The sequence below is a fragment of the Acinetobacter sp. UC24323 genome (genome assembly GCF_024151445.1).
GTDB classification, from domain to species: Bacteria; Pseudomonadota; Gammaproteobacteria; order Pseudomonadales; family Moraxellaceae; genus Acinetobacter; species Acinetobacter baumannii.
In genome coordinates this window covers 142,949-166,663 of record NZ_JAHIBY010000006.1, presented here as the reverse complement: position 1 = coordinate 166,663, position 23,715 = coordinate 142,949, and the positions used below count along the sequence as shown (strand labels likewise).

The 23,715-nt window shown below is 34.8% G+C and carries 21 protein-coding genes; 13 read left to right on the top strand and 8 right to left on the bottom strand.

Annotation, left to right across the window (positions count from 1 at the left end; translation table 11 throughout):
- Positions 1 to 7 precede the first annotated feature (7 nt).
- Both phoB and KNQ97_RS10095 read right to left on the bottom strand, forming a co-directional pair.
- Positions 8 to 718 carry a phosphate regulon transcriptional regulator PhoB gene (gene phoB / locus KNQ97_RS10100; protein ID WP_000650776.1) on the bottom strand — a complete coding sequence of 237 codons (711 nt, stop codon included), beginning with the start codon at positions 716 to 718 and terminating at the stop codon, positions 8 to 10.
- A gap of 255 nt (positions 719 to 973) precedes the next feature.
- The gene (locus KNQ97_RS10095; RefSeq protein ID WP_000224581.1) at positions 974 to 1,645 is read right to left on the bottom strand and encodes a TetR/AcrR family transcriptional regulator; all 672 of its coding nucleotides are present in this window, start codon (positions 1,643 to 1,645) and stop codon (positions 974 to 976) included.
- Positions 1,646 to 1,841: 196 nt separating this feature from the next.
- Here KNQ97_RS10095 and KNQ97_RS10090 point away from each other — a divergent pair, with 196 nt between their 5' ends.
- Entirely contained in the window at positions 1,842 to 2,675 is an 834-nt protein-coding gene (locus tag KNQ97_RS10090) for an SDR family oxidoreductase (RefSeq protein ID WP_000787755.1), read from the top strand.
- 56 nt (positions 2,676 to 2,731) lie between these two features.
- On the opposite strand, the gene KNQ97_RS10085 is transcribed toward KNQ97_RS10090, so the two are convergent.
- From KNQ97_RS10085 to KNQ97_RS10065, 5 genes are all read right to left on the bottom strand, one after another.
- On the bottom strand, positions 2,732 to 4,099 hold the full coding sequence (locus KNQ97_RS10085) for an MATE family efflux transporter (protein WP_253612173.1): 1,368 nt from the start codon (positions 4,097 to 4,099) through the stop codon (positions 2,732 to 2,734).
- Positions 4,100 to 4,205: 106 nt separating this feature from the next.
- Entirely contained in the window at positions 4,206 to 5,360 is a 1,155-nt protein-coding gene (locus KNQ97_RS10080) for a pyridoxal phosphate-dependent aminotransferase (RefSeq protein WP_000939862.1), read from the bottom strand.
- A gap of 27 nt (positions 5,361 to 5,387) precedes the next feature.
- Positions 5,388 to 6,698: a DUF445 domain-containing protein gene (locus KNQ97_RS10075; protein WP_001055481.1), complete on the bottom strand. Its 1,311-nt coding sequence runs from the start codon at positions 6,696 to 6,698 to the stop codon at positions 5,388 to 5,390.
- Between the two features lie 13 nt (positions 6,699 to 6,711).
- Positions 6,712 to 7,275, bottom strand: a complete 564-nt coding sequence (locus KNQ97_RS10070; RefSeq protein WP_000876371.1) for a hypothetical protein — start codon at positions 7,273 to 7,275, stop codon at positions 6,712 to 6,714.
- A gap of 59 nt (positions 7,276 to 7,334) precedes the next feature.
- On the bottom strand, positions 7,335 to 7,874 hold the full coding sequence (locus tag KNQ97_RS10065) for a DUF924 family protein (RefSeq protein ID WP_000999587.1): 540 nt from the start codon (positions 7,872 to 7,874) through the stop codon (positions 7,335 to 7,337).
- Positions 7,875 to 8,042: 168 nt separating this feature from the next.
- On the opposite strand from KNQ97_RS10065, the gene gshA reads away from it, so the two are divergent.
- The 12 genes from gshA to KNQ97_RS10005 all read left to right on the top strand — a co-directional run bounded on the left by gshA (position 8,043) and on the right by KNQ97_RS10005 (position 22,825).
- Positions 8,043 to 9,620, top strand: a complete 1,578-nt coding sequence (gshA, locus tag KNQ97_RS10060) for a glutamate--cysteine ligase (RefSeq protein WP_000082281.1) — start codon at positions 8,043 to 8,045, stop codon at positions 9,618 to 9,620.
- A gap of 14 nt (positions 9,621 to 9,634) precedes the next feature.
- Positions 9,635 to 10,150 carry a disulfide bond formation protein B gene (locus KNQ97_RS10055; protein WP_103235936.1) on the top strand — a complete coding sequence of 172 codons (516 nt, stop codon included), beginning with the start codon at positions 9,635 to 9,637 and terminating at the stop codon, positions 10,148 to 10,150.
- A gap of 167 nt (positions 10,151 to 10,317) precedes the next feature.
- On the top strand, positions 10,318 to 13,719 hold the full coding sequence (locus tag KNQ97_RS10050) for a type VI secretion system Vgr family protein (protein WP_103235935.1): 3,402 nt from the start codon (positions 10,318 to 10,320) through the stop codon (positions 13,717 to 13,719).
- Between the two features lie 7 nt (positions 13,720 to 13,726).
- On the top strand, positions 13,727 to 14,260 hold the full coding sequence (locus KNQ97_RS10045) for a hypothetical protein (protein ID WP_000866182.1): 534 nt from the start codon (positions 13,727 to 13,729) through the stop codon (positions 14,258 to 14,260).
- A gap of 2 nt (positions 14,261 to 14,262) precedes the next feature.
- Positions 14,263 to 16,701: a hypothetical protein gene (locus KNQ97_RS10040; RefSeq protein ID WP_253612171.1), complete on the top strand. Its 2,439-nt coding sequence runs from the start codon at positions 14,263 to 14,265 to the stop codon at positions 16,699 to 16,701.
- Between the two features lie 2 nt (positions 16,702 to 16,703).
- On the top strand, positions 16,704 to 17,234 hold the full coding sequence (locus KNQ97_RS10035) for a hypothetical protein (protein WP_103235933.1): 531 nt from the start codon (positions 16,704 to 16,706) through the stop codon (positions 17,232 to 17,234).
- Between the two features lie 191 nt (positions 17,235 to 17,425).
- The gene (locus KNQ97_RS10030; RefSeq protein WP_000266124.1) at positions 17,426 to 17,614 is read left to right on the top strand and encodes a hypothetical protein; all 189 of its coding nucleotides are present in this window, start codon (positions 17,426 to 17,428) and stop codon (positions 17,612 to 17,614) included.
- 170 nt (positions 17,615 to 17,784) lie between these two features.
- Entirely contained in the window at positions 17,785 to 18,693 is a 909-nt protein-coding gene (locus KNQ97_RS10025; RefSeq protein WP_000800314.1) for a hypothetical protein, read from the top strand.
- 655 nt (positions 18,694 to 19,348) lie between these two features.
- A complete protein-coding gene (locus KNQ97_RS10020; RefSeq protein WP_253612170.1) occupies positions 19,349 to 20,083 on the top strand; it encodes a lysozyme inhibitor LprI family protein in 735 nt (244 codons plus the stop codon).
- A gap of 51 nt (positions 20,084 to 20,134) precedes the next feature.
- Entirely contained in the window at positions 20,135 to 20,935 is an 801-nt protein-coding gene (locus KNQ97_RS10015) for a hypothetical protein (protein ID WP_253612168.1), read from the top strand.
- Positions 20,936 to 21,052: 117 nt separating this feature from the next.
- On the top strand, positions 21,053 to 21,778 hold the full coding sequence (locus tag KNQ97_RS10010) for an SH3 domain-containing protein (protein ID WP_253612167.1): 726 nt from the start codon (positions 21,053 to 21,055) through the stop codon (positions 21,776 to 21,778).
- 318 nt (positions 21,779 to 22,096) lie between these two features.
- Positions 22,097 to 22,825, top strand: coding sequence for an RND transporter (locus KNQ97_RS10005; protein ID WP_103235929.1), 729 nt, complete (start codon positions 22,097 to 22,099; stop codon positions 22,823 to 22,825).
- Between the two features lie 164 nt (positions 22,826 to 22,989).
- On the opposite strand, the gene KNQ97_RS10000 is transcribed toward KNQ97_RS10005, so the two are convergent.
- Entirely contained in the window at positions 22,990 to 23,646 is a 657-nt protein-coding gene (locus KNQ97_RS10000) for a haloacid dehalogenase-like hydrolase (protein ID WP_103235928.1), read from the bottom strand.
- Positions 23,647 to 23,715 lie beyond the last annotated feature (69 nt).

The window sequence follows — 23,715 nt, the reverse complement described above, 5'->3', positions numbered from 1 at the left end:
ATTTTGGTTAACCTGCGGCTAAATCTGCACGTGTTGAGAAACGATAACCTGTACCACGTACAGTCTGAACAAATCGATCTACACCAAAAGGTTCTAAGACTTTACGCAAACGACGGATATGCACATCGATAGTACGATCTTCGATGTATACATTACCGCCCCACACCTGATCGAGCAACTGGGCACGTGTATAGGCCCGTTCCGGATGGGTCATAAAAAATGCAAGCAGACGGTATTCTGTTGGTCCCATATCTAAAATACTGTTACCAAAGCTTACGCGTTGGCTTACAGGATCAAGAATCAAACCATTGGCATCAATTGTTTTTTCACCGCTTAATGCATTTGCTCGGCGTAGAACAGCTTTAATACGAGAAACCAGTTCACGGGTTGAAAATGGTTTGGTCATATAGTCATCTGCACCAGCATCTAGACCTTGTACTTTGTGGTCTTCTTCACCGCGAGCGGTCAACATAATGACAGGAATTTCTGCTAAGTTTTCATCTCGTTTTAAACGGCGACATAAGTCGACCCCACTTACGCCCCCGGGTAACATCCAATCGAGCAAGATAAGCGCCGGACGTTGGTCGACGATAATTTGATGAGCCTGTTTGGCATCTTCTGCCTGTAAACACTGAAAGCCTGCCATGTCCAAAGAGGTATGGATCATTTCGCGGATAGGAAGCTCATCATCGACAATTAAAATATAGTCATCTTTCACAGCGTAATACCTTGTAGATTTTAACGGTGAACCGTTTTGTAGTTATGACAGGCTTATTACAAAGATTAATTATGACAATTTCATTGCAGAAAAGTCTATAAAATCGAATTTAGCAATAATTTGTGACAAAAATACGGCAAGCGCATGACCAAATGATGACAGGGCGATATAAATTTTCTTAAAACCATTCAGTGTGTTACAAGCTTATCTCAAACGAGGTTTTTAAAACAAAAACACTGTCAAAAAACTTTAATATTATTTTGAAACTTTCGCGAGCAAAGCTAAAAAAACGATACGGCAGGCCGCTAAAACTTGCTCTAGAGACTGCTTAAACCCGCCCATCACCCATCGAACGGCAATTTGTGTCACGTATCCATTTAAACCAGTAGCGATTAATGAGAGTTCATTTTCGTTATGCTGGATTTGCGGCATGGTTAGCATCACAAAAGCTTGAATCATACGATCAAACTGGGCGAGAGTTTCCTGAATGGTGGCTTGATTATGTAATTCTTGGACCAAAATTGCATCGACATACACAATACGAGCCAAACGAGGGTCGTCTTTTAAAGTACTCAGTAGAGCACGTAAACCAGCATCGACCATTTGCTCAGGGTCTGGAGCCGCTTTAATGACGGCTTGCATCAAGTTTTGCTGTAATTCTTCAATCATTTTTAAAAAGATAGTCTGGAATAAATCTTCACTCTTTTTAAATGATTCATAAAAATAACGTTCGGTGAGTTTTGCTTCTTGGCAGACATCTTTTACCGTCACGGAAAAAAAGCCAAGGGTTCCATAAGTTGCAATACCGGCTTCAATGAGTTTTTCGCGGCGTGCCTCTTTGCGCTCAGACAGAGATAACCCTTTGAACTGACGTTCTTTACTCACAGTTTTTGTTTTCTTTTTACTGGTTGAGTCGTTTGTCGCCATAAATAAATGGTTTCCTAATTTATCGGTTTTTCGGCAAATATGAGCCCTATGATAAAGCCGTCAGCAGAATTGTGCCAATCTATCTGAAATTACAGTGTACTATATTGACAATGTATATTGTCAAAATTATATTGAAAGAGTCTAAATTGCACATGCAATGAACCAGTTGTGCAAATCGAAAAACAAAGGATGGACAATGAAAAATTTTAAAAACAAAGTCGCTGCAATTACGGGTGCGGGTTCTGGCATTGGGCAACAATTAGCAATTCTTCTGGCAAAGCAGGGCTGCCATCTTTCATTAAGTGACATTAATGAAAAGGGCTTAGAGAAAACTGTTGAGCTATTAAAACCGTACAGTAATATTACTGTAACAACCAAGAAGTTAGATGTTTCTGACCGTGAGGCTGTAAAGCAGTGGGCACAGGAAACTGTTCAAGATCATGGCTGTGTTAACCTGATTTTTAACAATGCTGGTGTAGCTTTAGGCTCAACTGTAGAAGGCGCGACTTACGAAGATTTAGAGTGGATTGTGGGAATTAACTTCTGGGGCGTGGTTTACGGTACTAAAGAATTCTTACCGTTCATTAAGCAAACACAAGATGGCCATATTATTAACGTTTCCAGTTTATTTGGTTTAACAGCTCAGCCAACTCAGTCTGGCTATAATGCGACTAAATTTGCGGTACGTGGTTTTACTGAGTCATTGCGTCAAGAGTTAGATATTGAAAAATGCGGCGTAAGTTCGCTATGCGTACATCCGGGCGGTATTCGTACTAATATCGCTAAAGCTGCAAAAATGAGTGATAGCTTGAGTAGTTTGGGTATGGACCCAACTAAATCGATTCAAAACTTTGACAAGTTATTGCGTACCCCACCAGAGGAAGCAGCTCGTCAAATTTTAGATGCAGTTTTGAAAAATAAACGCCGTTTACTCATCGGTAGCGATGCAAAAATTCTGGATGCATTCCAGCGTTTATTCCCAACGGGATATCAACGTGCTTCAACCATTGTAACCAAATGGATGAAATAAGATTTAAAAGAAAAAAGCCATCAATTGATGGCTTTTTTTATAAGGTTTAATGCATTCTAAATAAGAATTTTGATCTTCTTTTTCTTCCAAATAAATTGATAATACAAGCCTTGAATAATACATAAACTGACAAATGCCAAGGCATAGGCGACCCAAATGCCTTTAAGCCCCCACATCGAACTAAACCAGTAAGCGCATGGCATTTCAATAAATAAAATGGCAGAGATGTTAATCAGCATTGGTACGGTTACAGTCCCACTGGCACGCATAATTGATGCAAAAATGGCACCTGCACCAAAGAATAAAATTGCCCAAAGTACAATAAATAAAAGCTGTTGCCCTAACACCACCACAGTTGGATCTGTGATGAATAAAGCCATCAAATATTTTGAAAATAGATAGCCGAGTGCAATTAAGGCACCTGTAAATAAAAAGTTCATTCCCAAAGCGGTGCGTGTAACACGTGCGAGTAGGTCCGACTTACCAGCACCAATCGCTTGTGCTGCAAAGATTGAGGCCGCGATAGAGATCGAAATCGCTGGAAACTGAATATAGTTGAGTACCTGATTCACAGCACCATACGCAGCTGTGGCATGAGCTCCGAAACGGTTCACTAAACCCACAATGACTAAACCGGCCATTGAAGTGGTAATCATTTGAATACCGGTTGGAACACCTAGGCGTAAAATGATTTTACTCAATGCCGAATTATGACGGATATGTTGCAAAAGCTGACGGTTTGGCCGAAGTGGATGCTTTTTCTTATTTAGATAAATCGCAAGAAAAATTAAGATGGCAATATAACTAATAATTGACGCTATAGCCGGTGCAATAATACCGAGGGCAGGAAAGCCAAAATAACCTTTCAGCAGAATTGGTGTAATAATTACGCCGATCACGCTGGTTAAAGCCAGTGCAAGTAAAGGGGTAGTACTATCTCCTACACCACGTAAAATTGAGGTATAGATAATATAAACAAAGAGAAGAGGACTACCTGCCAACATCCATTGCACATAAGGCAAAGAGAGGTGCATCACCTTCGGGTCCGTACCTAAAAGTTCTAAAATGTCGTGGGCAAAAAACACACCAATGATTGCGGTAATGATACCGCCAATGATGGTCATAAATAGGGTAGAACCCACCACACTTTGAACCTTTTCTATGTCTTGTGCGCCCCAAGCCTGACCCACTAAAACAGTGGTACCCGTTGAAATACCGATAATAAACGCAAGCAGTAAAAACAAAATGGGGAAATATACAGAAACTGCAGCAATGGCATCGACCCCCATCATTTGTCCAACAAAGATGGTGTTAATGGTACCGGACAGGTTTTGCAAGATATTGGTTGCAATCAGGGGCAATAAGAAAACAAAAAATGTTTTCCAAAGATTTTGCTGATGAATTAAAGACTGTCTTGGTGGCATGTATTCTCCATCGCCCATCTCTTTGATGAGCGGGTCGGATATTCAACTTAGCATAGTTGTAGGGAACTTCTTGTAGTATTTTTACTATGCTAAGTGACTAAATTTATTAACATTGATTCAGAATTTCTCCTGCTTTTTGCAGTGTTTCATCATTTTTTGCAAAGCAGAACCGTATTAGGCGTAAAGACTCTGGGGCTTGTTGGTAAAACACCGAAACAGGAATAGCCACAATCTTATGTTGCTCGGCAAGAAACTGGCACATTTCCACATCGTTTAAGTCAGGTCTAATCTGGCTGTAATCAAGGTTTTGGAAATAAGTTCCTTGCGATGGTTTAAGCAAAAAACGGCTATTGTGAATCGCCTGATTAAATCGGTCTCGTTTAGTCTGATAAAACTGTGAAAGTTCCTGAATATGTTCTGGGTGTTGCTGCATATATTGCGCAAGCGCAATCTGACATGGTGTTGTGCCACAGAAATTAACATATTGATAAATCTGGCGGAACAAACGCATTAAATCAGGTGAAGCAACACAGTAACCGGTTTTCCAGCCTGTGACATGGAAGGTTTTTCCAAAAGAACCAATCACAAAACTACGTTCTCTAAGCTCAGGGAAATGCAACGCGCTAAAGTGCTGTTGACCATCAAAAACTAAGTGTTCGTAGACTTCATCAGATAAAACTACAATATTTTTATCCTGAATTAGTGCGATCAGTTCTAACCAGTCTTGTTTGGACCAGATTGTACCTGTTGGATTGTGGGGAGTATTTACCACAATCATACGGGTTTTATCGTTAATTCGATCTTTAACTTGTTGCCAGTTCACCTTAAAGTCAGGTGCTTGCAAGGCAATATGTACTGCTTTACCACCTGCTAACTCGACAGAAGGTCCATAGCTGTCATAACTCGGGTCAAAAATAATGACTTCATCCCCTGTGTTGATGCAAGCTTGTATGGCACAGAAAATTGCTATGGTTGCACCGGGCGTAATCGTGATTTGAGTTACAGGATCAAGTTGAAGCTGGTCACGCTGTTGAAATTGTAAAGCGAGCTGTTCACGTAGTGCGAGAATGCCATCACCAGGTGGGTACTGATTGTGTCCAGCCAAAGTTGCCTGAGATAGGGCTTCGAGCAAAGCAGGGGGTGCAGGAAAATCCGGGAAACCCTGTGAAAGGTTAAGTGCACCCAAGCGCTGTGCCATTGCCGTCATCGTACTAAAAATAGTCACCCCTTGTGCGGGCAATTTGGACTGAAGCTGTAGCATATTGTTCTCTTAAGGAAATTATTAACGTTATAAAATTGATTCAATCGCTGCTCGTATTACACCTAGAGTTAAGCCGATAAATGCACCTACCACAACGCCATTCACACGAATCATGTGTAAGTCGCCACCGACTTCATTTTCAATTTTTCCAATCATTTCACGTGAGTCCCACTCATGAATGCGCTCACTCACATAGCGTATGATTTTATGGCTATATTGGTCCGTAAAGTTCATCGCAAGTCCTGTCATTTCTTTGTTGAGAACTTCACGTACTTTTACATTTTGGACAAGGTTTTCACCCAACTGCTGAATGGCAGCTCTGAGGTTCATTGCAATACCAGAGTCTTCTTTCATTAAATCTTCTTTAATGGCATCACATAAAATAGTGACAGCACCACTAATGAAATTTAGTACTTGAGGACTATCTAGCAACGCATCTTTGCCACTATTTAGACGTTGGCTGGCAATACTCTCAGGGTTTGCCAACTCCAGCATGAGCGAGTGGGCAATAGTTTCAATTTCCTGTCGCCATGGGTGTTCATGGTCAGCCAGCATTGATTCTACTTTTTCAACCAGTGAATCAATGGTGCGCTGCTGAACATCAATACCGATCCAGCTTGCACCTTTTGCAAGAGACCAGACACCCAGCGCTTTAAACATTTTTCTTGTCAATTCGCGAGTTTTATCCGGATTTTGTACCACCCACTCATGCGCGATATCGAGGCCACGTTGCAGTACATCTTGGTGGAAGTCATTTTCCAATACTGCACGCAGCATTTCACTCGCAAGTTTATTGACTTGAGTGTTACGCACCCATTGCACACTGTTGTTTTGCACGAAATTGGCAATTTGTTCTTGGCTCACAAATTCAAAAACTTTAGGTACAGTTTGCTGAATGAGTTGTACCACTTGAGTATTGTTTTGTGGACTGGCAAGCCATTGGCCAATGGCAAGACTTAAATCGGTTTTTTCTAGGCTTCGTTCGACCACCTGAGGCGACAGGAAGTTTTCCTGCACAAATCGACCCATTGATTCGGCAATACGTGCCTTATTACGTGGAATAATTTCGGTATGATCACGCAAAAACTTAGGGATGGGAAGCTTACCAAATGGGTTTCGAAACAGAACGGTAATCGCATACCAATCTGCTAGTCCACCCACTACACCAGCTTCGGCACCTAGCATTAAAATATGAATTAAGTCTGTGTACTCTGGCAGAAAGCGATTGGCGATCAATAACCCAATCCACAGCACCACCACAATAATAAGTGCCATCGTAGCGAAATATTTGCTGCGCTTCAGATTGGGTGCATGGTGTACTTCTTCTGCCATATTCATACGGTCATCCTATTCATTTTTGTTTTACTGGCGGCTCAGGTGGCGGCAACAATTCTCCTGTCGGGCTTAAACCATATTTTTGTCCGATAGATTTGAGAATTAACGTTGCATCAAAGGCATCTTGAGGAGCCTGCTTTTGATCCCGATAACATTCAATAGTATACGACACTTGAACAGGGTCGATATTGACCACTTGCGGGAAATCATAGAACGGATCATGCCAGAAACCCGGATAGCGGCGGTAGTAACCATACGGGTAAAAGCTTGGTGCAGATGGGTAAACTACAGCTTGACGCGGTGGCTTTTGGCTTTGATTACTTGGGTCGTTCAGCACTTTAAAAAAGCGGAAACCTTTTTGTACTGTAGTCTGTGCTGATTTCACTAAAGTAATTTCTTCGGCTGCTCCATAGCTCATGTTTGGATCAGCCTGAAAGCTGATTCGAAACGTTTGAGCATTTAACGGATAGGCTGAAAACTGGCCAAGCTGATCGAAAGTTTTTGGTTTGCTGGGTACAGTTGAACAAGCACTTAAAGTTATGGCAGTGCCTAAAGCTAAACAAAGAGAGAGATATTTCATGGTGAACTCCCAGCTGAGCATAAAAGAATGGATGCGTCAGCATTAAAAATAGAGAAGTCTTAAAAACTACTGTTCGGTTCTAATAAAAATTCGGTTTCCTCTGGTGTTGAGACACGTCCAAGGATGGCATTGCGATGAGGATAACGTCCAAAGCGATCTATAATCACTTTATGTTTTTTCTCAAAGCTTAAATTAATTTCATTGCCGAGGCGTTGAAATAATTTTAAAGCAAACTCATGAATCAACTTTGATTCACTATGCATAAATGGCATGTATAAAAACGAGCGCTGTTCTGGGTTAAGTTGTGCATCGAGTTGCAAACTAATTGCTTCTTGTGACAAGGCTAAAGCAAGACCGTCATAAGCAAAAGATTCGGGTTGATCACGATAAATGTTGCGAGAAAACTGATCTAGCACAATAATCTCTGCAAGACGACCTTCTGGTGTTTTCCGCCAAGACCAAAGTTCTGCTCGAGTTGCCTGTCGATGAACGTCTGCAAATTGATCACGAATTTTTGCGTCAAAATCCTCACTTTTTGCAAACCAGAGTGAACGGTGTTCAGGTGAAAACCAGAAGTTTAAAATGTCTTGATCGTTCATGATATTGACAACTCTTTAGCAATTATTCTTCAATAAAATCACAATTCTTTCGTGTCTTAAATAACAAGATTGTGATAAAAATTGCCAAACTGAAATGATGTGATCATATCAATAGCCGTATCATGTCACGATTTTGTATATAGTGATCTTTTATAAGCGAGCAAATGCATGAGTCAACCCACTACACCATCTCAATCAGTTATTCCTGCTTGGGTGGATTCGTCGCTACTACAAGGCATGTTACGTGGAATAGAACGTGAAAGCCTACGTATGCAAAGTAATGGGTTCTTATCACAAGAGTTACATCCAAAGGCATTAGGTTCAGCTTTAACACATCCGAAAATCACCACAGATTATTCTGAAGCGTTGATGGAGTTTATTACTTCACCACAGCCAACCATTGGTGATGCCTTGCATGAGCTCACCGATATTCATGCGGTTGTGCACCGTCATTTAGAAAATGGTGAAAAGCTCTGGCCGTTGTCTATGCCATGTATGCTAGATGACAATGAAGAACGTATTCGTCTAGCTCAATATGGTACTTCTAATATTGGCCGTTTCAAGACGCTTTATCGTCGTGGTTTAGGTATTCGTTATGGTCGCCGTATGCAGACGATTTCGGGCGTACACTATAATTTATCTTTCCCTGATTCTCTTTTTTCTGCTTTGCAGGCACATGAAACTGACGAAAAATTAAAAGCACTTAGTCTGCAAGATTATCGTAGTCATCGCTATTTTGGTCTGATTCGTAACTTTATTCGTTTAACGCCACTAGTTATGTTTTTAGTGGGAGCGAGCCCATCGGTTTGCCGTTGTTTTCTGACGGGTCATGAACATCATTTGTTGCCTTTAATCAAAGGGTCATATTATTTACCGTATGCTACAGCTCTGCGTATGGGACGTTTAGGCTACCAAAACTCGGCACAAAAAAGTTTAGGCATTCACTATAACAACTTAACTGGTTATTTGGATGGTTTACAAAAAGCAGTACATTCTCCATACCCGCCATTTAGCCGTTTAGGGTTAAATGATGCCTCTGGTGAACCATTGCAAATTAATGATCATGTTTTACAAATCGAGAATGAATATTACAGTCTCGTGCGTCCAAAACAAGTTCCTCAAGCGGGTGAAACACCGTCTCAAGCCTTGAAAAATCGAGGGGTGGGTTATGTTGAACTTCGTGCAGTGGACGTAAATCCATATTCGGCAATTGGAGTCAATGAAACAACAGCAGGTTTCCTTGAGGCATTAGCGCTTTATTGTTTATTAAGCGATAGTCCTGAACTGTTATGCCCTGAGCAAGATTTGATTGAGAAAAACCAGACAGAAGTGGTTAACCGTGGTCGAGCACCAAACGCAACCATTACTGATTTAAATGGGTCTTACCATATTGAAGATTGGGCACGTCAGCATATTTCTAAAATGCAGGATTGTGCTCGCTTACTCGATCAGACCTATGCAACAGATCTATACAGCTCGGCTTTGGCTGTGATGCAAGAACGTATTGATGAAGTAGATGAAACATTATCTGCTCATGTGATTGATGACACATTAAAGCATGGTGGAACCTGGAGCTTTGGTAGTCATATGGCACAGTTACATGCTGAAACTTATGAAAAGCATGAGATTAGTGCAGAGACTTTGCAATATTTTGAACAATTGGCTGTGCAATCTTTACAGCAGCAAGAACAACTTGAACAAGATAGTCAGATCAGTTTTGATCAATATCTTGAACAATATAGATAAAAATGAGGTTTTACATGCGATTAAGTTACCGTTTGGTGAGTGGACTGCTTGTTCTGGCAAGCATTGTCGGCATGTCTTTTGCGTTGTATTTGGAACATGTAAAAGGGTTAGAGCCATGTCCGCTCTGTGTTTTTCAACGTGTTGGCTTAATGGCAATGGGTTTTGTGGCTCTTATTGCGTTTTTGCATAACCCCGTTTCCAATGCGATTAAACGCTTTTATGCATTTTTGGCAGGTATTGCAATTTTATGGTCAGTAGGGGTGGCGGGCCGACATGTTTGGCTACAGCATTTACCACCAGATCAAGTACCAAGCTGTGGTCCTGGTTTAAATTACCTCATTGATGCTTTACCAATGAAAACCGTTTTACAAGAAGTACTTTCTGGCTCAGGTGAGTGTGCGGCAATTGACTGGACTTTTTTAGGTCAGTCTTTACCAGTTTGGTCATTGGTTTATTTCGTTTTGCTTTTGCTGGTCTGTTTATGGCAGTTATTCCGTTTTTATCCAGTATTTAAGACTGCTAAAAAGTGAGTTTAACGCGATTAAAAAAAGCTCAACTTAAGTTGGGCTTTTTTTAATCATATTAGAATAAGTGAGAATATAAGAAAAATTGATAAAAATAACGCATAATTTTGTAGACAGATAGTTCTGTTTTTTATAAAGTGCAGCCGTTTATATATCCTTATGATTATAAAAAAATGCTTTTTAATATATTTAGTGTCTTGGAAAAAATAGGGCTAAATGCTCAGAAACGTGCTATCCATGTACAGTTTTCTAATGAACTACTCAATAACCAAATATTCTTACAACGTATAGAAGGCCAACATCAGCTGAATGGTGGTCTAATGGCAGAGTTGATTTGCCTTTCAACCAATGCCCAAATTGCATTGAAGCAATTTATTGGCGTTCAAGTCGCTGTTGATCAGGTCACAGATTCGGGCCAATTGTTCCGAACAACAGGTATTGTGACTGAGGCCAGTTATGGACAAAGTGATGGTGCTTTAACGCTTTATAAGCTGACTATAGAAGACGCGACAAATTTATGGCACAAACGCCGTAATAGTCGTGTTTTTATGAATAAAAGTATCGTAGAAATTACCGAAGTTTTATTTAAAGAGTGGCAAGAAAAAAGTCCACTGTTTGCTGCGAGTTTAAGTCTTGACTTGAGTGGGTTAAGTCAAAATTATGATATTCGACCTTTCACCATGCAGCACAATGAGTCTGACTATGACTTTCTTACTCGTTTATGGCGAAGTGAAGGCATTAGTTGGCTCATTGATGAGTCAGAGCTTTTTGTTCCGCATTTTACTGCGCCAATACAAGCTCAAAAACTAAGATTAATTGATGACAATAGCCAGTATCAGGCTTTAGAGCGTCGTAGTATTCGCTATCACAGAAGTAGCGCAACCGAATATCAAGATAGTATTACTGGTTTTGTTGCAGTGCGGAGTTTGCAACCAACAGCGGTACATGTGCAGCGCTGGCAACCCGATGCCCTTGCACAAGAAGAGGGTAATGGTTCGGTTGTTACTACGCATACACATTCAGACAGCTTTGACTCCGCCACTTTAAGTCTTGAGCAAGCATGGCACGTAAGCCCCGCTTGGATGCAAGATTTAAAAGGGGAAGATCAGGCAACCGCTTCGGGTAGTAGTCAGTTAGAAAAACTAAATCAGCACTTCACCGATATGCATGCGAGTCGGGCTAAATACTTTAAAGCCTATAGTAGTGTCCGCGATAGCCAAGTCGGCTATTGGTTTAATCTACGTGAACACCCTGAAATTGATCAGCATGAAGGGGCAGATCAAGAGTTCCTGATTATTGCTAAAAACTTCTATAACCAAAATAACTTACCTAAAGATTTACATCAGCAAGTTAGCCAGTTATTAACCCAAAGTCGTTGGGACCAACACGGTTATGATGATATAGAGCGTCAAGGTAATGAACTGACTCTAATACGCCGTCAAATCAAGACTGCACCTGAATATAATCCAGAACAGCACCGACCAATTGCCTATCCACAACGAGCAAAAGTCGTGGGGCCACAAGGAGAAACCATTCATGTCGATGAATGGGGGCGCATTAAAGTACGTTTTCTATTTACCCGTAGTGATGATCATGGCCATGATGGTGGCGCAGGTAGCAATGACAACGATACCGACTCGGCTTGGGTGGATGTACTGACTCCTTGGGCAGGAGAAGGTTATGGCGCACGTTTCTTACCGCGTATTGGTGAAGTGGTTGTTATTGACTTTTTTGATGGCAATATCGACCGTCCATTTGTGACTGGGCGCATCCATGAAGCGCAGCGCTCACCCACCAAGTTCGATGTAAAAGGTCAGCTTCCAGCAACTAAAAAACTGAGTGGAATTCGCAGTCAGGAAATAAACGGGAGCGGCTTTAACCAATTACGTTTTGATGACACAACAGGACAAATTAGTACCCAACTCCAAAGTAGCCATGCAGCAACACAGCTGAATTTGGGTAATTTAAGCCATCCGAAAGAACAAGCGACAAGCCAAGGCCGTGGTGAAGGCTTTGAGCTTAGAACAGACGCTTGGGGAGCTGTGCGGGCGGGTAAAGGCATGCTCATTAGTACCTATGCACAAGAGCAAGCGATTGCAGACCATTTAGAGGCCGCACAAGCACAATCCTTACTTTCACAAGGCTATGAAAGCATGAAAATGCTCAGTGAAGTTGCAGCCAAGCAACAAACTGATGCTTTGAATGTAATTAATCGCTTACCCAAATTCATCCAGTCGCTTGAGTTAAAAACCACAGGGCAGGCATTAAATAGTACGGTAAACCTATTCAAAGAAGGTATTAATAACGATCCTATCCATGCCCTAAAAGACTGTGGTGGCTTTATTCAAGACATTGGTGCACTAGGAGGAAACGCAAAAGGCGTTGTAGATGAATTCAATTCTTTCTTTAGCGATGCCAAAGATGCGGTAGAAAATTTAAAAGCATTCATCGAAAACGTTGAAGAACATGGCCCTGATATTGTTAAAGGAAAACTCGCAAGTATTAAAGACCGAATTCATAAAAATCCATTTGAAAGTATTCAAGAGGTCGGGAAAGTCTTAGCAAATGTCGAGACTAAAGACTTTGATTTGATGAGTACGTGTGGAACTTTTAGTAAAGGCAGTAAATTGGAAGTGTCACCTTCTAAAGCATTGAGTTCTTTACAAGGCTTTATGGAGGGTTATACCCAAGGTTTAGAAAGCAGTTCCGATACTAAACAGCAAGAACAAGGCAAAATCTTTAGACAAGCCTTGATGTTATTAGCATCGCCAAATGGCATTGCCTTGACGACACCTGAAAATATTATTTTACAAGCGTCGCAAGATATTGCCGAAAGTGCCAGCGGTTCTATTAATTTAAGTGCGCAAAAAAATATTATTGGGCACGCACAAGACAAAATTAGTTTGTTCGCTGCTCAAAAAGGTTTGCGTGCTTATGCAGCAAAAGGAAAGCTCGAACTACAAGCACAAGATGATGCTATTGAAGCAATTGCGAAGAAGGTGATTAAGCTCATTTCTACCGAAGAAAAAATCGAGCTTACGAGTCCAAAAGAAATTGTATTAACGGCAGGTGGTTCACAGCTCAAAATTAATGCCAATGGCGTATTTTCGACAACAGGTGGTAAGTTTGAAAGTAAAGCTGGGCAGCATTTGTTTACGGGTGGGGCAACAGTAAATGCTGAGTTGCCGAAAATGCCTGAGAGTGGAATTTTTAGTCGAAGATTTGATTTTAGTGAATTAATTAATACTAATTTATTAAAAGATGGATTTAAATATAAAGTCATTAATCACACGAAAAAAACAGAATATATTGGCTTCCTTGATGAGTTCGCAAGGACTAGACGAATCTTTAGTGATAATCCAGATAATATTGAAATTCTTTTATTAGGCAAAAATGATGTGCATTCAGATAAATTACAACTCATTGAAGAAATAATCAATGATGGTCAAGGAAAAAGTTCAGATGAACCCTGCTGTGGAGGTGATGATGAGCATAACCATGACCACGATAGTAATGAACAAATTGAAGATGATGATTTAAAATCAGATTTTGAAAATTTCAGAATCAAGGACTAAGCTGATAATGAAAGTATTAAAGATAGTAATAGGTACATATATTCTATTAAACAGTATAAGTTTATATGCAGAAAGTACAAACGAGTGTATGAAGTATTGGAGTGAAAAATCTGCTGCATCTCTCAAGGTTTTGGGAGAGGTGGAATGTGAAAATATTTGGGAGTATGGAAAAAGTAATGTGACCCAAGGTCGCTTGAAGCTATTGAATCAATTGAAGTTAAAACCGAATAATAATCAATGGATGTCAACAGGTGAGTGTTCTAAAGTTTCATATAATAAAAACAATTATTATATTTACCGCGCATATTATAAGGAAGATAGAGATGAAATATGGATTGCATATAATGATAAAAGCTCATTTTCTTATTTCAGAAAAGTAAGTTCCCCCAAAAAAGAAGGAGAAAATTCTAAAGTATCTTTAAGTTGTGCAAAAAATGGAGAATATGATGAAGCCAGATCTGTGTTAAATACTTATTTAAAAAATAATACTTCAGTTAGTATGAGCTATTATAAAGTAGGGGATTGGTACAAGGGGGATTAATTATGAAAAAAACGATTAAATTTGAAAAAGATAGTAAAAGTTTTGAGACTAATCTAGCTGGATTTATTGAAGCTGTTAGTTTTAAAGAATCATCATCAAATTTACTACTACCCTTAACACACCCTATAAATATGGAAGCAGCCAGTATAACAAATGAAATGGGATTTATAGGATTATTCCAATGGGGTGAAGAAGCCTTATATGATTTAGGATATTATTTAGGAGATCAAGGTATATCCTATACCGATATTAAAAATACAGATAAGAATTCCTCTTTGCGTATAAGTTGGAAAAATCAATTTAATTCAAATAACTGGGTAGGGAAATGGTCAGGAAAAAGAAATATAAATTCAAAAAAAGATTTTTTAAAGCATCCTGAAATTCAATATGAAATTATCAAGGAATGGATTAAATATTTATGTAATCAACTTAGAAATAATAATTTTAATGAATATTTCGGTACAACCATTCAAAATATAGAAATAACAGAATCGGGTGCAATAGCTGGTATGCATCTTGTTGGAATAGGGGGACTAGGAGCTTTCTTAGGAATCCCAAAATTTCATGGTAAAAAACAAACAGATGGTAATGGAACCCACATTAAAAAATATATTGAAAATTTTGGTGGGTTTGATTTGGAGCAATGTTGTAATAGAAAAATCTACGTTACATTAAAAGATAATTTAGGTTTGGAATTAAAGGATAAAGAAGTAATAATTGTTTCTCAAAATAAGGGTAAATATGTTTCTGGAGAAACAAAGGTTAAAGTTAAGAGCGATGAGAATGGTAATTTACCTGTTATTGTTAGAAGTCCCAATACAGAAATAAAAATTTGTGCTGACGGAAAAGAGTCAAATACTATTATTCAAAAAGCAAATGAAAAACAAAAAGCAATTCTAAGTGATTTTAAGGTTTCAAGTCATCCAGCAACTCTAGAAAAAAATAGTACACCACAACCAAAACCGCAAACTAATAAAACACCACAAGAAGTAAGAAATGAAAAATCACAACCTTCTACTGCTCCGGAAAAAGAGAAAGACTCTTCATCTAAAGATGTAGACTTTAATATTCAAATAGTTGAAGGTGACTCTGGTAAAGCAATCTCTAATATGAATTTTTTTATTACGTATAAAGGTAATATTAAAAAGCATACTGCTGATAGTCATGGGGTCAAGCAAAATATTATTGCAGAGATAGGCCAAGACATTGAAGTTTCTGTACAGGGTACTGGACATAAACAAGTTATACATCATTTTACAGCAAATGCAGCATTAAAAAATAAAACTGTAAAAGTAAGTCTTCCTGTACATTCTTTTAATATTTCAGTAACTCAGGATAATAAACCTGTTCCAAATACTTTGTTTAGTATTTTTTACAGAGGTAGAGAAATCTCTAAAAGGACAGATAGCCGCGGTATACTGAATGTTCGAATGTTAACAGGATTTGTTTTTGGCTTCGGTATAAAGGGAAAAAGTTTAATATTAAGTCGAGTTGAAAAAAATACTGTAACAAAAGCTTTTACAGTGAATGGGAGTGCGGTTCATGCTTCAAAAGCATATGAAGCTAATGATGCAAAACAGAAGCAAAATGTAAATTTAAATAAGCATCAGAAAGAAAAGCAGGAGGAAACTGCCAAAAAACAAGCTGATCAAGCTAAAACTCAGAAAAATAATAAAAATGAAGTAAAACAAAGTAATACTTATACTGAAAATGGAGGTAAGCCATTAACAACTGTTAGTAATCAAGCTAGTATTACAAGTGATACAACTAGATTTCATATTTATCATAATGGGAAAATAAAAAGAGAGAATAAAGCTGCAACAGGTTTTGCTGAGTTTATTTATTATGATCAAAAAGGGAAATCCCATAATTTAGGAAAATCGAGATATGTAGTTGCTAAGAGATGGGAAAAAAAGGATGTACTAGGTAATGGTAATATTTTCTTAATAGATGTCCGACCTTTCTCATCGTACCGTCAGGGTGATGTCGGATATAAAATGTTAATGAATAGTGGACAGCAAAGATACTATCTTGCTAGTGTGGAAATGGCTGCTTTTTTAGGTGGATTATGCAAATCGGGCTATGATGATATTTCATTCAATGGTTTTAGTACAGTCAATGGATCGCCCGGAGAGAGCGCATCCCATATTAATGGAGAAGCGGGAGATATAAGATATCTTAGAAAAGATAAAAAAGCTAAAGCTGTGACTTTACAGGATGAAATGTATGACCACCAAAGAAGTTTAGAGCTAATAAATAATTTCATAAGCTTTGGATGGGGGAAATCCAAATTAATGATAAGTGAATATTTCACTAATGCTAAAGCAGGTGTAGAGCATAATTATATTTTTCCAAAGTGTTTTCAACTAAAAAGCAAAAAGCCAAGACATAATAATCATTTGCATATGCAAGGATTATTAGCAAATATAGAGGATATTTGAGGATGAAAAAAAAGAGTTTATTTGTGCTGATACTTTTTTTTGCTGGATGTGCAGAAAAAGAAGTTCATGCTTTAAGTAATAGTAATTTAGCTTTTAATCAACTTGATGGTATTCATTTAGGAGATAAGTTTGATGATGTTTTTAAAAAAAATAAAAATAATATAATAGTGCAAAATTATAAAGATATTAGTAATGTAAAAGATTGTGAAAAATCAAAAAATCTTATTATTAATGATAACCAAACTAATGTAGATGTTGATAAAAGAGGAGTGGTAACAGCAATAAATACAACAAAACCTAATGCTATAGATGCTAATGGAATAAGCGTTGGAGAAAATGAAAAAAAATTATTGAAGCTGAAAAATATTACCAAAACAAAAAAAATGGATGCGGAAGAGGGAGGTAGCTATTATGAATATAAATTTCTCTCACAGCACTCTGATTCTTATTATATTTACACTGCTAATCACCAAGGTAAAATTGATTCTATTGGATTGTTTTCTAAAGATTATATAAGTTGCTATGAGGATTAATCTATATTGTTAAATAAATTTTAATAGGTCATTCGTCTTATTTAGAAATAATAGTCTGATAGTTTTTAAAATCAAGTTAACTTGGGAATATTATCTTAAAGATAGAATTCCCTTTTTTATTTTACAGCTATTTAAGTCAAGAAGTATAAATTGAGATTGGCAATCCTTTAAGATTTAAGGGAGATTGAATTTTGTGGAAATATTTATTGTTAGTGATCGAATTAGAAAAGGATCAAAGTTTTGATGTTTGGTATTTGAAAGATCATGGGAAAGGTAATAAATCATTACCAGCAAAGGATCAAGATAGTAGAGGATTGGTGGGGCATTTTGATCCATACCATTTGCTTAAAAACCCATTATCTTTAAGTAAAGAAAAGTGATGAGATTAGATATATATTTAAAAAAGTATTTTTTAATATCAGCTCTGTTAGTGCCAAAAATTTCACAGGGAAAATATTATTCTCCATGGTGATTTAAATAGTATTTTTTTAAGCATATAAAATATTAATTAAATTGGCCGATCTGTAAAAATAGACTAAATGGTGAAAAAATGAAAAATGTATCTGTTAGCTCAACTATACTTGTAGTTTTATTAATTTTAGGATACTCAAGTAATACATCTGTAGCTAAGGATATCAATAAAATCGATGTCAAGGACTGCTCAATCGATTATGATGAGGTGGATTTTTGTTCCAAAGAAAGATTAAAAGATTATAATAATATTTTAAAAAACAAAATATCGAATTTTGATAAAAACAAAATTTTAATGAATTTTAAAGAAAAAAACTATTTATATTTTGCAGTTATTGATTTAGAAAAGTTTAAGGTTTTCACATTCCCTGCTTCATTAAGTGTGATGTCAAATATCAAACCTATAGAATTCTCGTCTGATAGTAATTCATTTTGTTTAAATGGTGACTTTAATCAATATCGGAATTCTTATAGCGCAGTCAAAACTTGTTATACATATAGCAATGGAAGTTTTGATTTTAAATCTAGAGTTGAAATAGATAAAGGCATAAATAAATATAATAATTCTAGTTCTAATAATGTGATAAAAAAACTCAATTTACCAATTTCGTCAGATTTTTTTTCTAAATGTAGGGAGAAGAACTCAGCTAAGAAATGTACGCAACTTGAAAATTCTAATAATCGGGCTTACTCTTTCTCTGAATTAGAAAAAATATCTCCTGATTTTATAAATGTACTTAATGACACAAAAGTGGATTCGTTAAATATAAATACATTTAGATTCCTACCTCAATTCAAAGATAGCTTTTATTCTATTGCTGAAAAATATATTGATACAGATGAAAGTTCTAGTTCTGAATTTTATTTAATAAAAATAAAGCCTGATTTAAAAGTGGAAAAAATAGGAGATTACTACTCAATTGATAGTTCAGGCGTAATAAGTTATAGAGATAAAAATGGTAAAATTTTAAAGAAAAATTTAAAATAAAAAAAGGACTTAAATTAGACTAATATATACTTTGATTGTACCCCAATAGTTGGGGTACAGAGAGAAATTTTTAATGAACCTTTTAAAAAATTAGTAATATTTTTTATTGTTACATAAATATCAAAGTATTTTTCACGAGGAAGATATTTAAAGAGTAAATGTTCCCCTATTAGTTTCAAAAAAATGTAAATGAAAAATAAAAAATGTTGCGAAGTTTTTTATAATTTTTTCTTGTAAAATAGGTTATCAGCTTAGGTATAATTTATGAAATACAAATTATTTACATTTATTTTTCTATCTATTTTATGTAGTGTTACAAATGCAAGTAATGATGATAAATATTTTAAAGACTCAAAAAATTAATCACAAACTTGTATAAAAATTATCCTACAGATGGTGAGAAAATTATTGAGAGTGCTGATAGAAAAACTATTTCTAGGTTTTTTGCTAATCAATTAACAAATATGCTAGTAAAAGATTATGAGTGTAGAAGTAATTTAAATAGCATGTGCAATATAAATTTTAATATTTTAAGTAATGCACAAGATGATATAGGTAAATTTAGTATACTACAAGCAATAGATAATATTGTTACTGTTAAATTTGATACGCCTACACATGGTGAGTTTATTAATTTTTATTGAAGGTACATATAGTGAGAACTAGTTTTATTAAATTTTATAATTTTTTATTGGTTTCCAGCGTATGTATTTACTCAAATGCTGCAGATTATAAACCACAACGATTAGACGAGAAAACAATATATAGTAATAGTGAGCATGATCTGAATAGTATATATTCAGATATAAAAAGCTATATCAGTGATAATAAAAATGAAGTTAAGTATCTGGTAGATACTCAACGTTCTTGGTTGAAAAATAGAAATTTAAAATGTAAATTTAATGGGAAAGAAGCAAGTAGTGAAAACTATAAATGTTTAAGTGATTTTAATAATTCTAAAATAAAAGATTTGAAAAAGTCATATCTGGACCTTGATAGTTTAGAGGGAAACCTAATAAAACCATTTAAATACACAAATGGTATTGTGAAAGAGTTAGAAACAGGTGAATGTTATTGTAGTGAAAGTACAATTAAAATTTTAAAAAACAAAATTTATATATATCAAGCTTGTGATCAAGGGTTAAAGGAGCCACGTATATATAATATTGTTGGTAAGAAAAAAGACGGATTTTCTTTGGAATATCAGATTGATATGAATAATAATAAAGTTCCGGAATTTAATTTGGCATTCGTTACTAACGGTAAAAATGTTTGGAATATAGTTCCGAAAATCTTTAGAAAAGAAGATTTAATAAATTTAAATTTTGCAATTAATTATACAACAGATAATAATCTTAAAGAGATGAAACTAGTATGTTCAGTTGACTGATGTAAATTTTAAATTTAAAGATTAATATTTTTTGTAAACTGAGAAAACTGCATGTTTAAATTTTTTTTAATTGGTATGTTAGCTTGGACTAATGCTGCTAATGCTGAGTTTAATATAGAAAATAATCAAGATCAGCCAGTAAATGTCAAATTAGGGTACCGGAGTGTTTTAAATTCTTCCTTTATATATACTGATGTCAGCAAAAATGTAGATTTGAAAAAAAATATCATTACTGTTCCATATGGCGAAGTTACAGTTTTACTAAATCCGGTTTTGAATAATAATAATGAAATAAAAGGAAAGAATTATTACTTTATAAGCTATCAACCTAAAATTCTATTAGGGGAAAGTCAGTATAAACTTCCTTTTGTTATTTCAGATGTTGGAGCAATTGGTACTAGTATTATTTATAATGATAATAATATTTCTATTTTTTCAATTGAAAGTTATACAAATCCTGTATCCAATAATGATTCAAAAAAATTTAAAAGTGATATATATGTATTTAATAAAAAAAGTTTAGGAATATACAATCCATCATTTTTATCAATAAATGTTAAATTAAGAAGTTTAAATGATGCTTCAATGAAATTTACAAAATTATCATCTATAAAGTATAATAAAAAAGATAAGTCATATCAAGTGGTATATGATTTTCAGAAAGTAACTGAAGATTTTACTTTAACTGGAAAAGTTAATTATGAGAATTTCCCAATTCAATATTCTTTTTCCTTGATTCCTGATAAAAATAAACTTTTTTTAATTAAAGATATTATTGAAAAGAGAAAGGGTGATAAAAATATTGTTTCGAAAATTGAAAATAATGATATGTATTCATATTTTTTAAAATAGAAATATTTTAATATAAATATATTCTTATAAGCAGTAATAAATTAATATAATTTTTTGCTGCTTATAAATAATTGGTAATATTGAAAATATTTTCTTATTAATAAAAGTTAATACCGAATGACTAAATATCTTAAATTTATAGTTTTTACCACTTTCATGATTGGATCTACTGAGGCTTCATATGCTGATTTTGGTTTTATTCAAGATAAAGATGGGTATGTGAATGTAAGGGAAAATTCAAGTTTAAGTTCGAAAGTTACAACCAAATTAAATAATAATGAAATTGTTTCTTGTGTGATGGATGAAGAGACTAATAATTTTTGTTTAGTTAATGCAAGTAATGGTGTAACTGGATTTGTCTATAAAAATAGAATAAATAGTTTTGGTGGTTACACTTCTATTAAACTATCTCAATATTCTAGAGAAAAAGCTGTTTATAGTGATAAAAATATAATAGTAGAAGTGTATGCAAAAAAAGCTATTTTAGATCCTAAACTTTATAAAACTTTTAAAGGTGAATATAAGTATTTTAATGATAAAAAGTTCTTTGGTACAGATGGTAGCTTACCTAACAATAATTTTTTACAACTTGATAAAATTATTGTTAAAGAAAAAGATAACAGAATAGAAATCAGTAGAACTGAGCTCGAGCAATATTTTTTCCCTAAAGATGGTGTCGATGGAGGCAAGAATGAGCTTGCTGATTTTAAAATATATTATTTAAATAATAATATTTATATTTTAAATACTTTTAATAATGGTGGTACAGCAGCTTATAACATTGTTTTAAATATGAAAAATGGAAAAGTAGTTGCCAATAAAGCTTGGAAAGTTGAAATTTAAAAATATTTTCTTCCCTCTACAAAAGCCAATTAATTAAAGAAGACCAACAAAAGTTGGGCTTCTTTTACGTCTTTACAATCCCTTCCAAATCTTTGAATGTATAGTTCAATTCATTAATTATGAGTTTGAATACCTTCTTGCACATAATTATGTACATGAGGAAACTGCTAACAAGTATTTTTTAGAAAAATTAAGTGGTACTGAATTTAAGAATACTTTAAACTAAAAACATTACTTTATATGAGTTTGTAACTATAAGCTTGAATAAATAATTGATTTAAATTCAATAATGTTATGTCGATAAATTGAGTATATTAGATGTCTAGAAGTAAATTATTTTTAATATTAGCTTTATTAATACCAGACCTTTCTCAAGCAAAAAATATTATTCTATATGATGATTCAAATAGTTTTATTTCTCAAGGATATCAAAGTATTAATGAAATTGGTCAATCTGTAAAAATAGATCAAGATTATGAAATTCTAACTAAAGAAAATTCTTTTAATTCTAGTGATGAAAATGCTCATTCTTATAGTATTCTTTTGAGGAAAGGAAATAATATATATACTTTGGATAATAATAAAATATATGGTTTGAATCGATATATTATTTCATCATATTTTTCAGATAATAATTTTATTGGTTTTGTGGAATATACGGAAAATGTATTAAGAGGTGATTTTTATATCATAAATAAATTTTATATTTTTAATAAAAAAGCAAAAGAAATTGCTGTTGTTAAACTAATGGATACAAGTGTTTTACCAAATAAAAAAGGTCAATATGATTATAATTTTCTTGATCAAAATCATATAAAGAAAATTACTCTGGATGATTCTTTAAATATTTATACTATAAATTCTATATATGTTCAAAACAATCCTACTGTTTGGGGAGTGATGTCAAAAGAATTTAAATCAGGCTATAAAGTTAATGATGGTTTTAAATTTAGATTAACAAAAGGTAATAAAATTAAATGTGAGAATTTAAAAGGTTCAACTTTAGAATGCAATGAAGGTTTTATGCAAATTCATCAAATAAAATAGAGCTTTAATATTTTACTTAATTCTTAAGTGTGTAATTATATTTAATTTAGTGCCAGATTAACCGGTAAAAATCACTTTTATAGGCACTTTTAGTAATAAAAGTGCCTATACTATCTTTATTTAGTCGGTAGAAAGCTTATATAAACAATACTCATATCATAACTTTAAAACCAATTTAATAGCTTTAAATTTTTGATTTTAATATTTTTAATTTTGTTGTTATCACTATTAATTAAGTAGGGCTTTTTGGCGCCCATCAAAATAGGTAAGCCATCATCAATATCATCACTGTATGTTGCAAACCAAGGTTGTTTGATATCAAGCTTATTCAATCTTTTTACTTTTTCTTCAGCCCTACAATGTGTTCCACTTACCCATCCTCCTAGTTTATTTTGTAAAGGAGTACCAATAATTCGTACATCTAGATTGGTAGACTCGAGTAAAATGCTCGCTAACTTTTCTGGTGCAGCCGTGGCAATAAACACAATTCTTCCATTGTTTAAATGATCTTTAACTTCGGCTATACCTTGCTCAAACCAATATAATGAACTGGAGGGAGAGTTTTTGATATTATTAGAGAAATTTTTAAAGCTGTATTTTAATTCTTCTTCGTTCAAACTATACGTTGCAATCCATAAATACAATGAAGCGCCTTTAGATTTATATTTCTTAAATTTCATAAGAGGTAAAGCGATGGGTGTAACAATAAGTGCAGCGATAAATCTAAAAATATTAGACTTCAATTTATCTGTTAACCATGCCTTTGTAGAGTCACCCGATAGTAATGTCCCATCCAAGTCAAAAACAACAATTTCTTTCATATATTTCTCTAGATTTGGTAATTGTGGTAAGAATTAATTTTCAAAAAGAGTATTTTTAATAGTTGATTT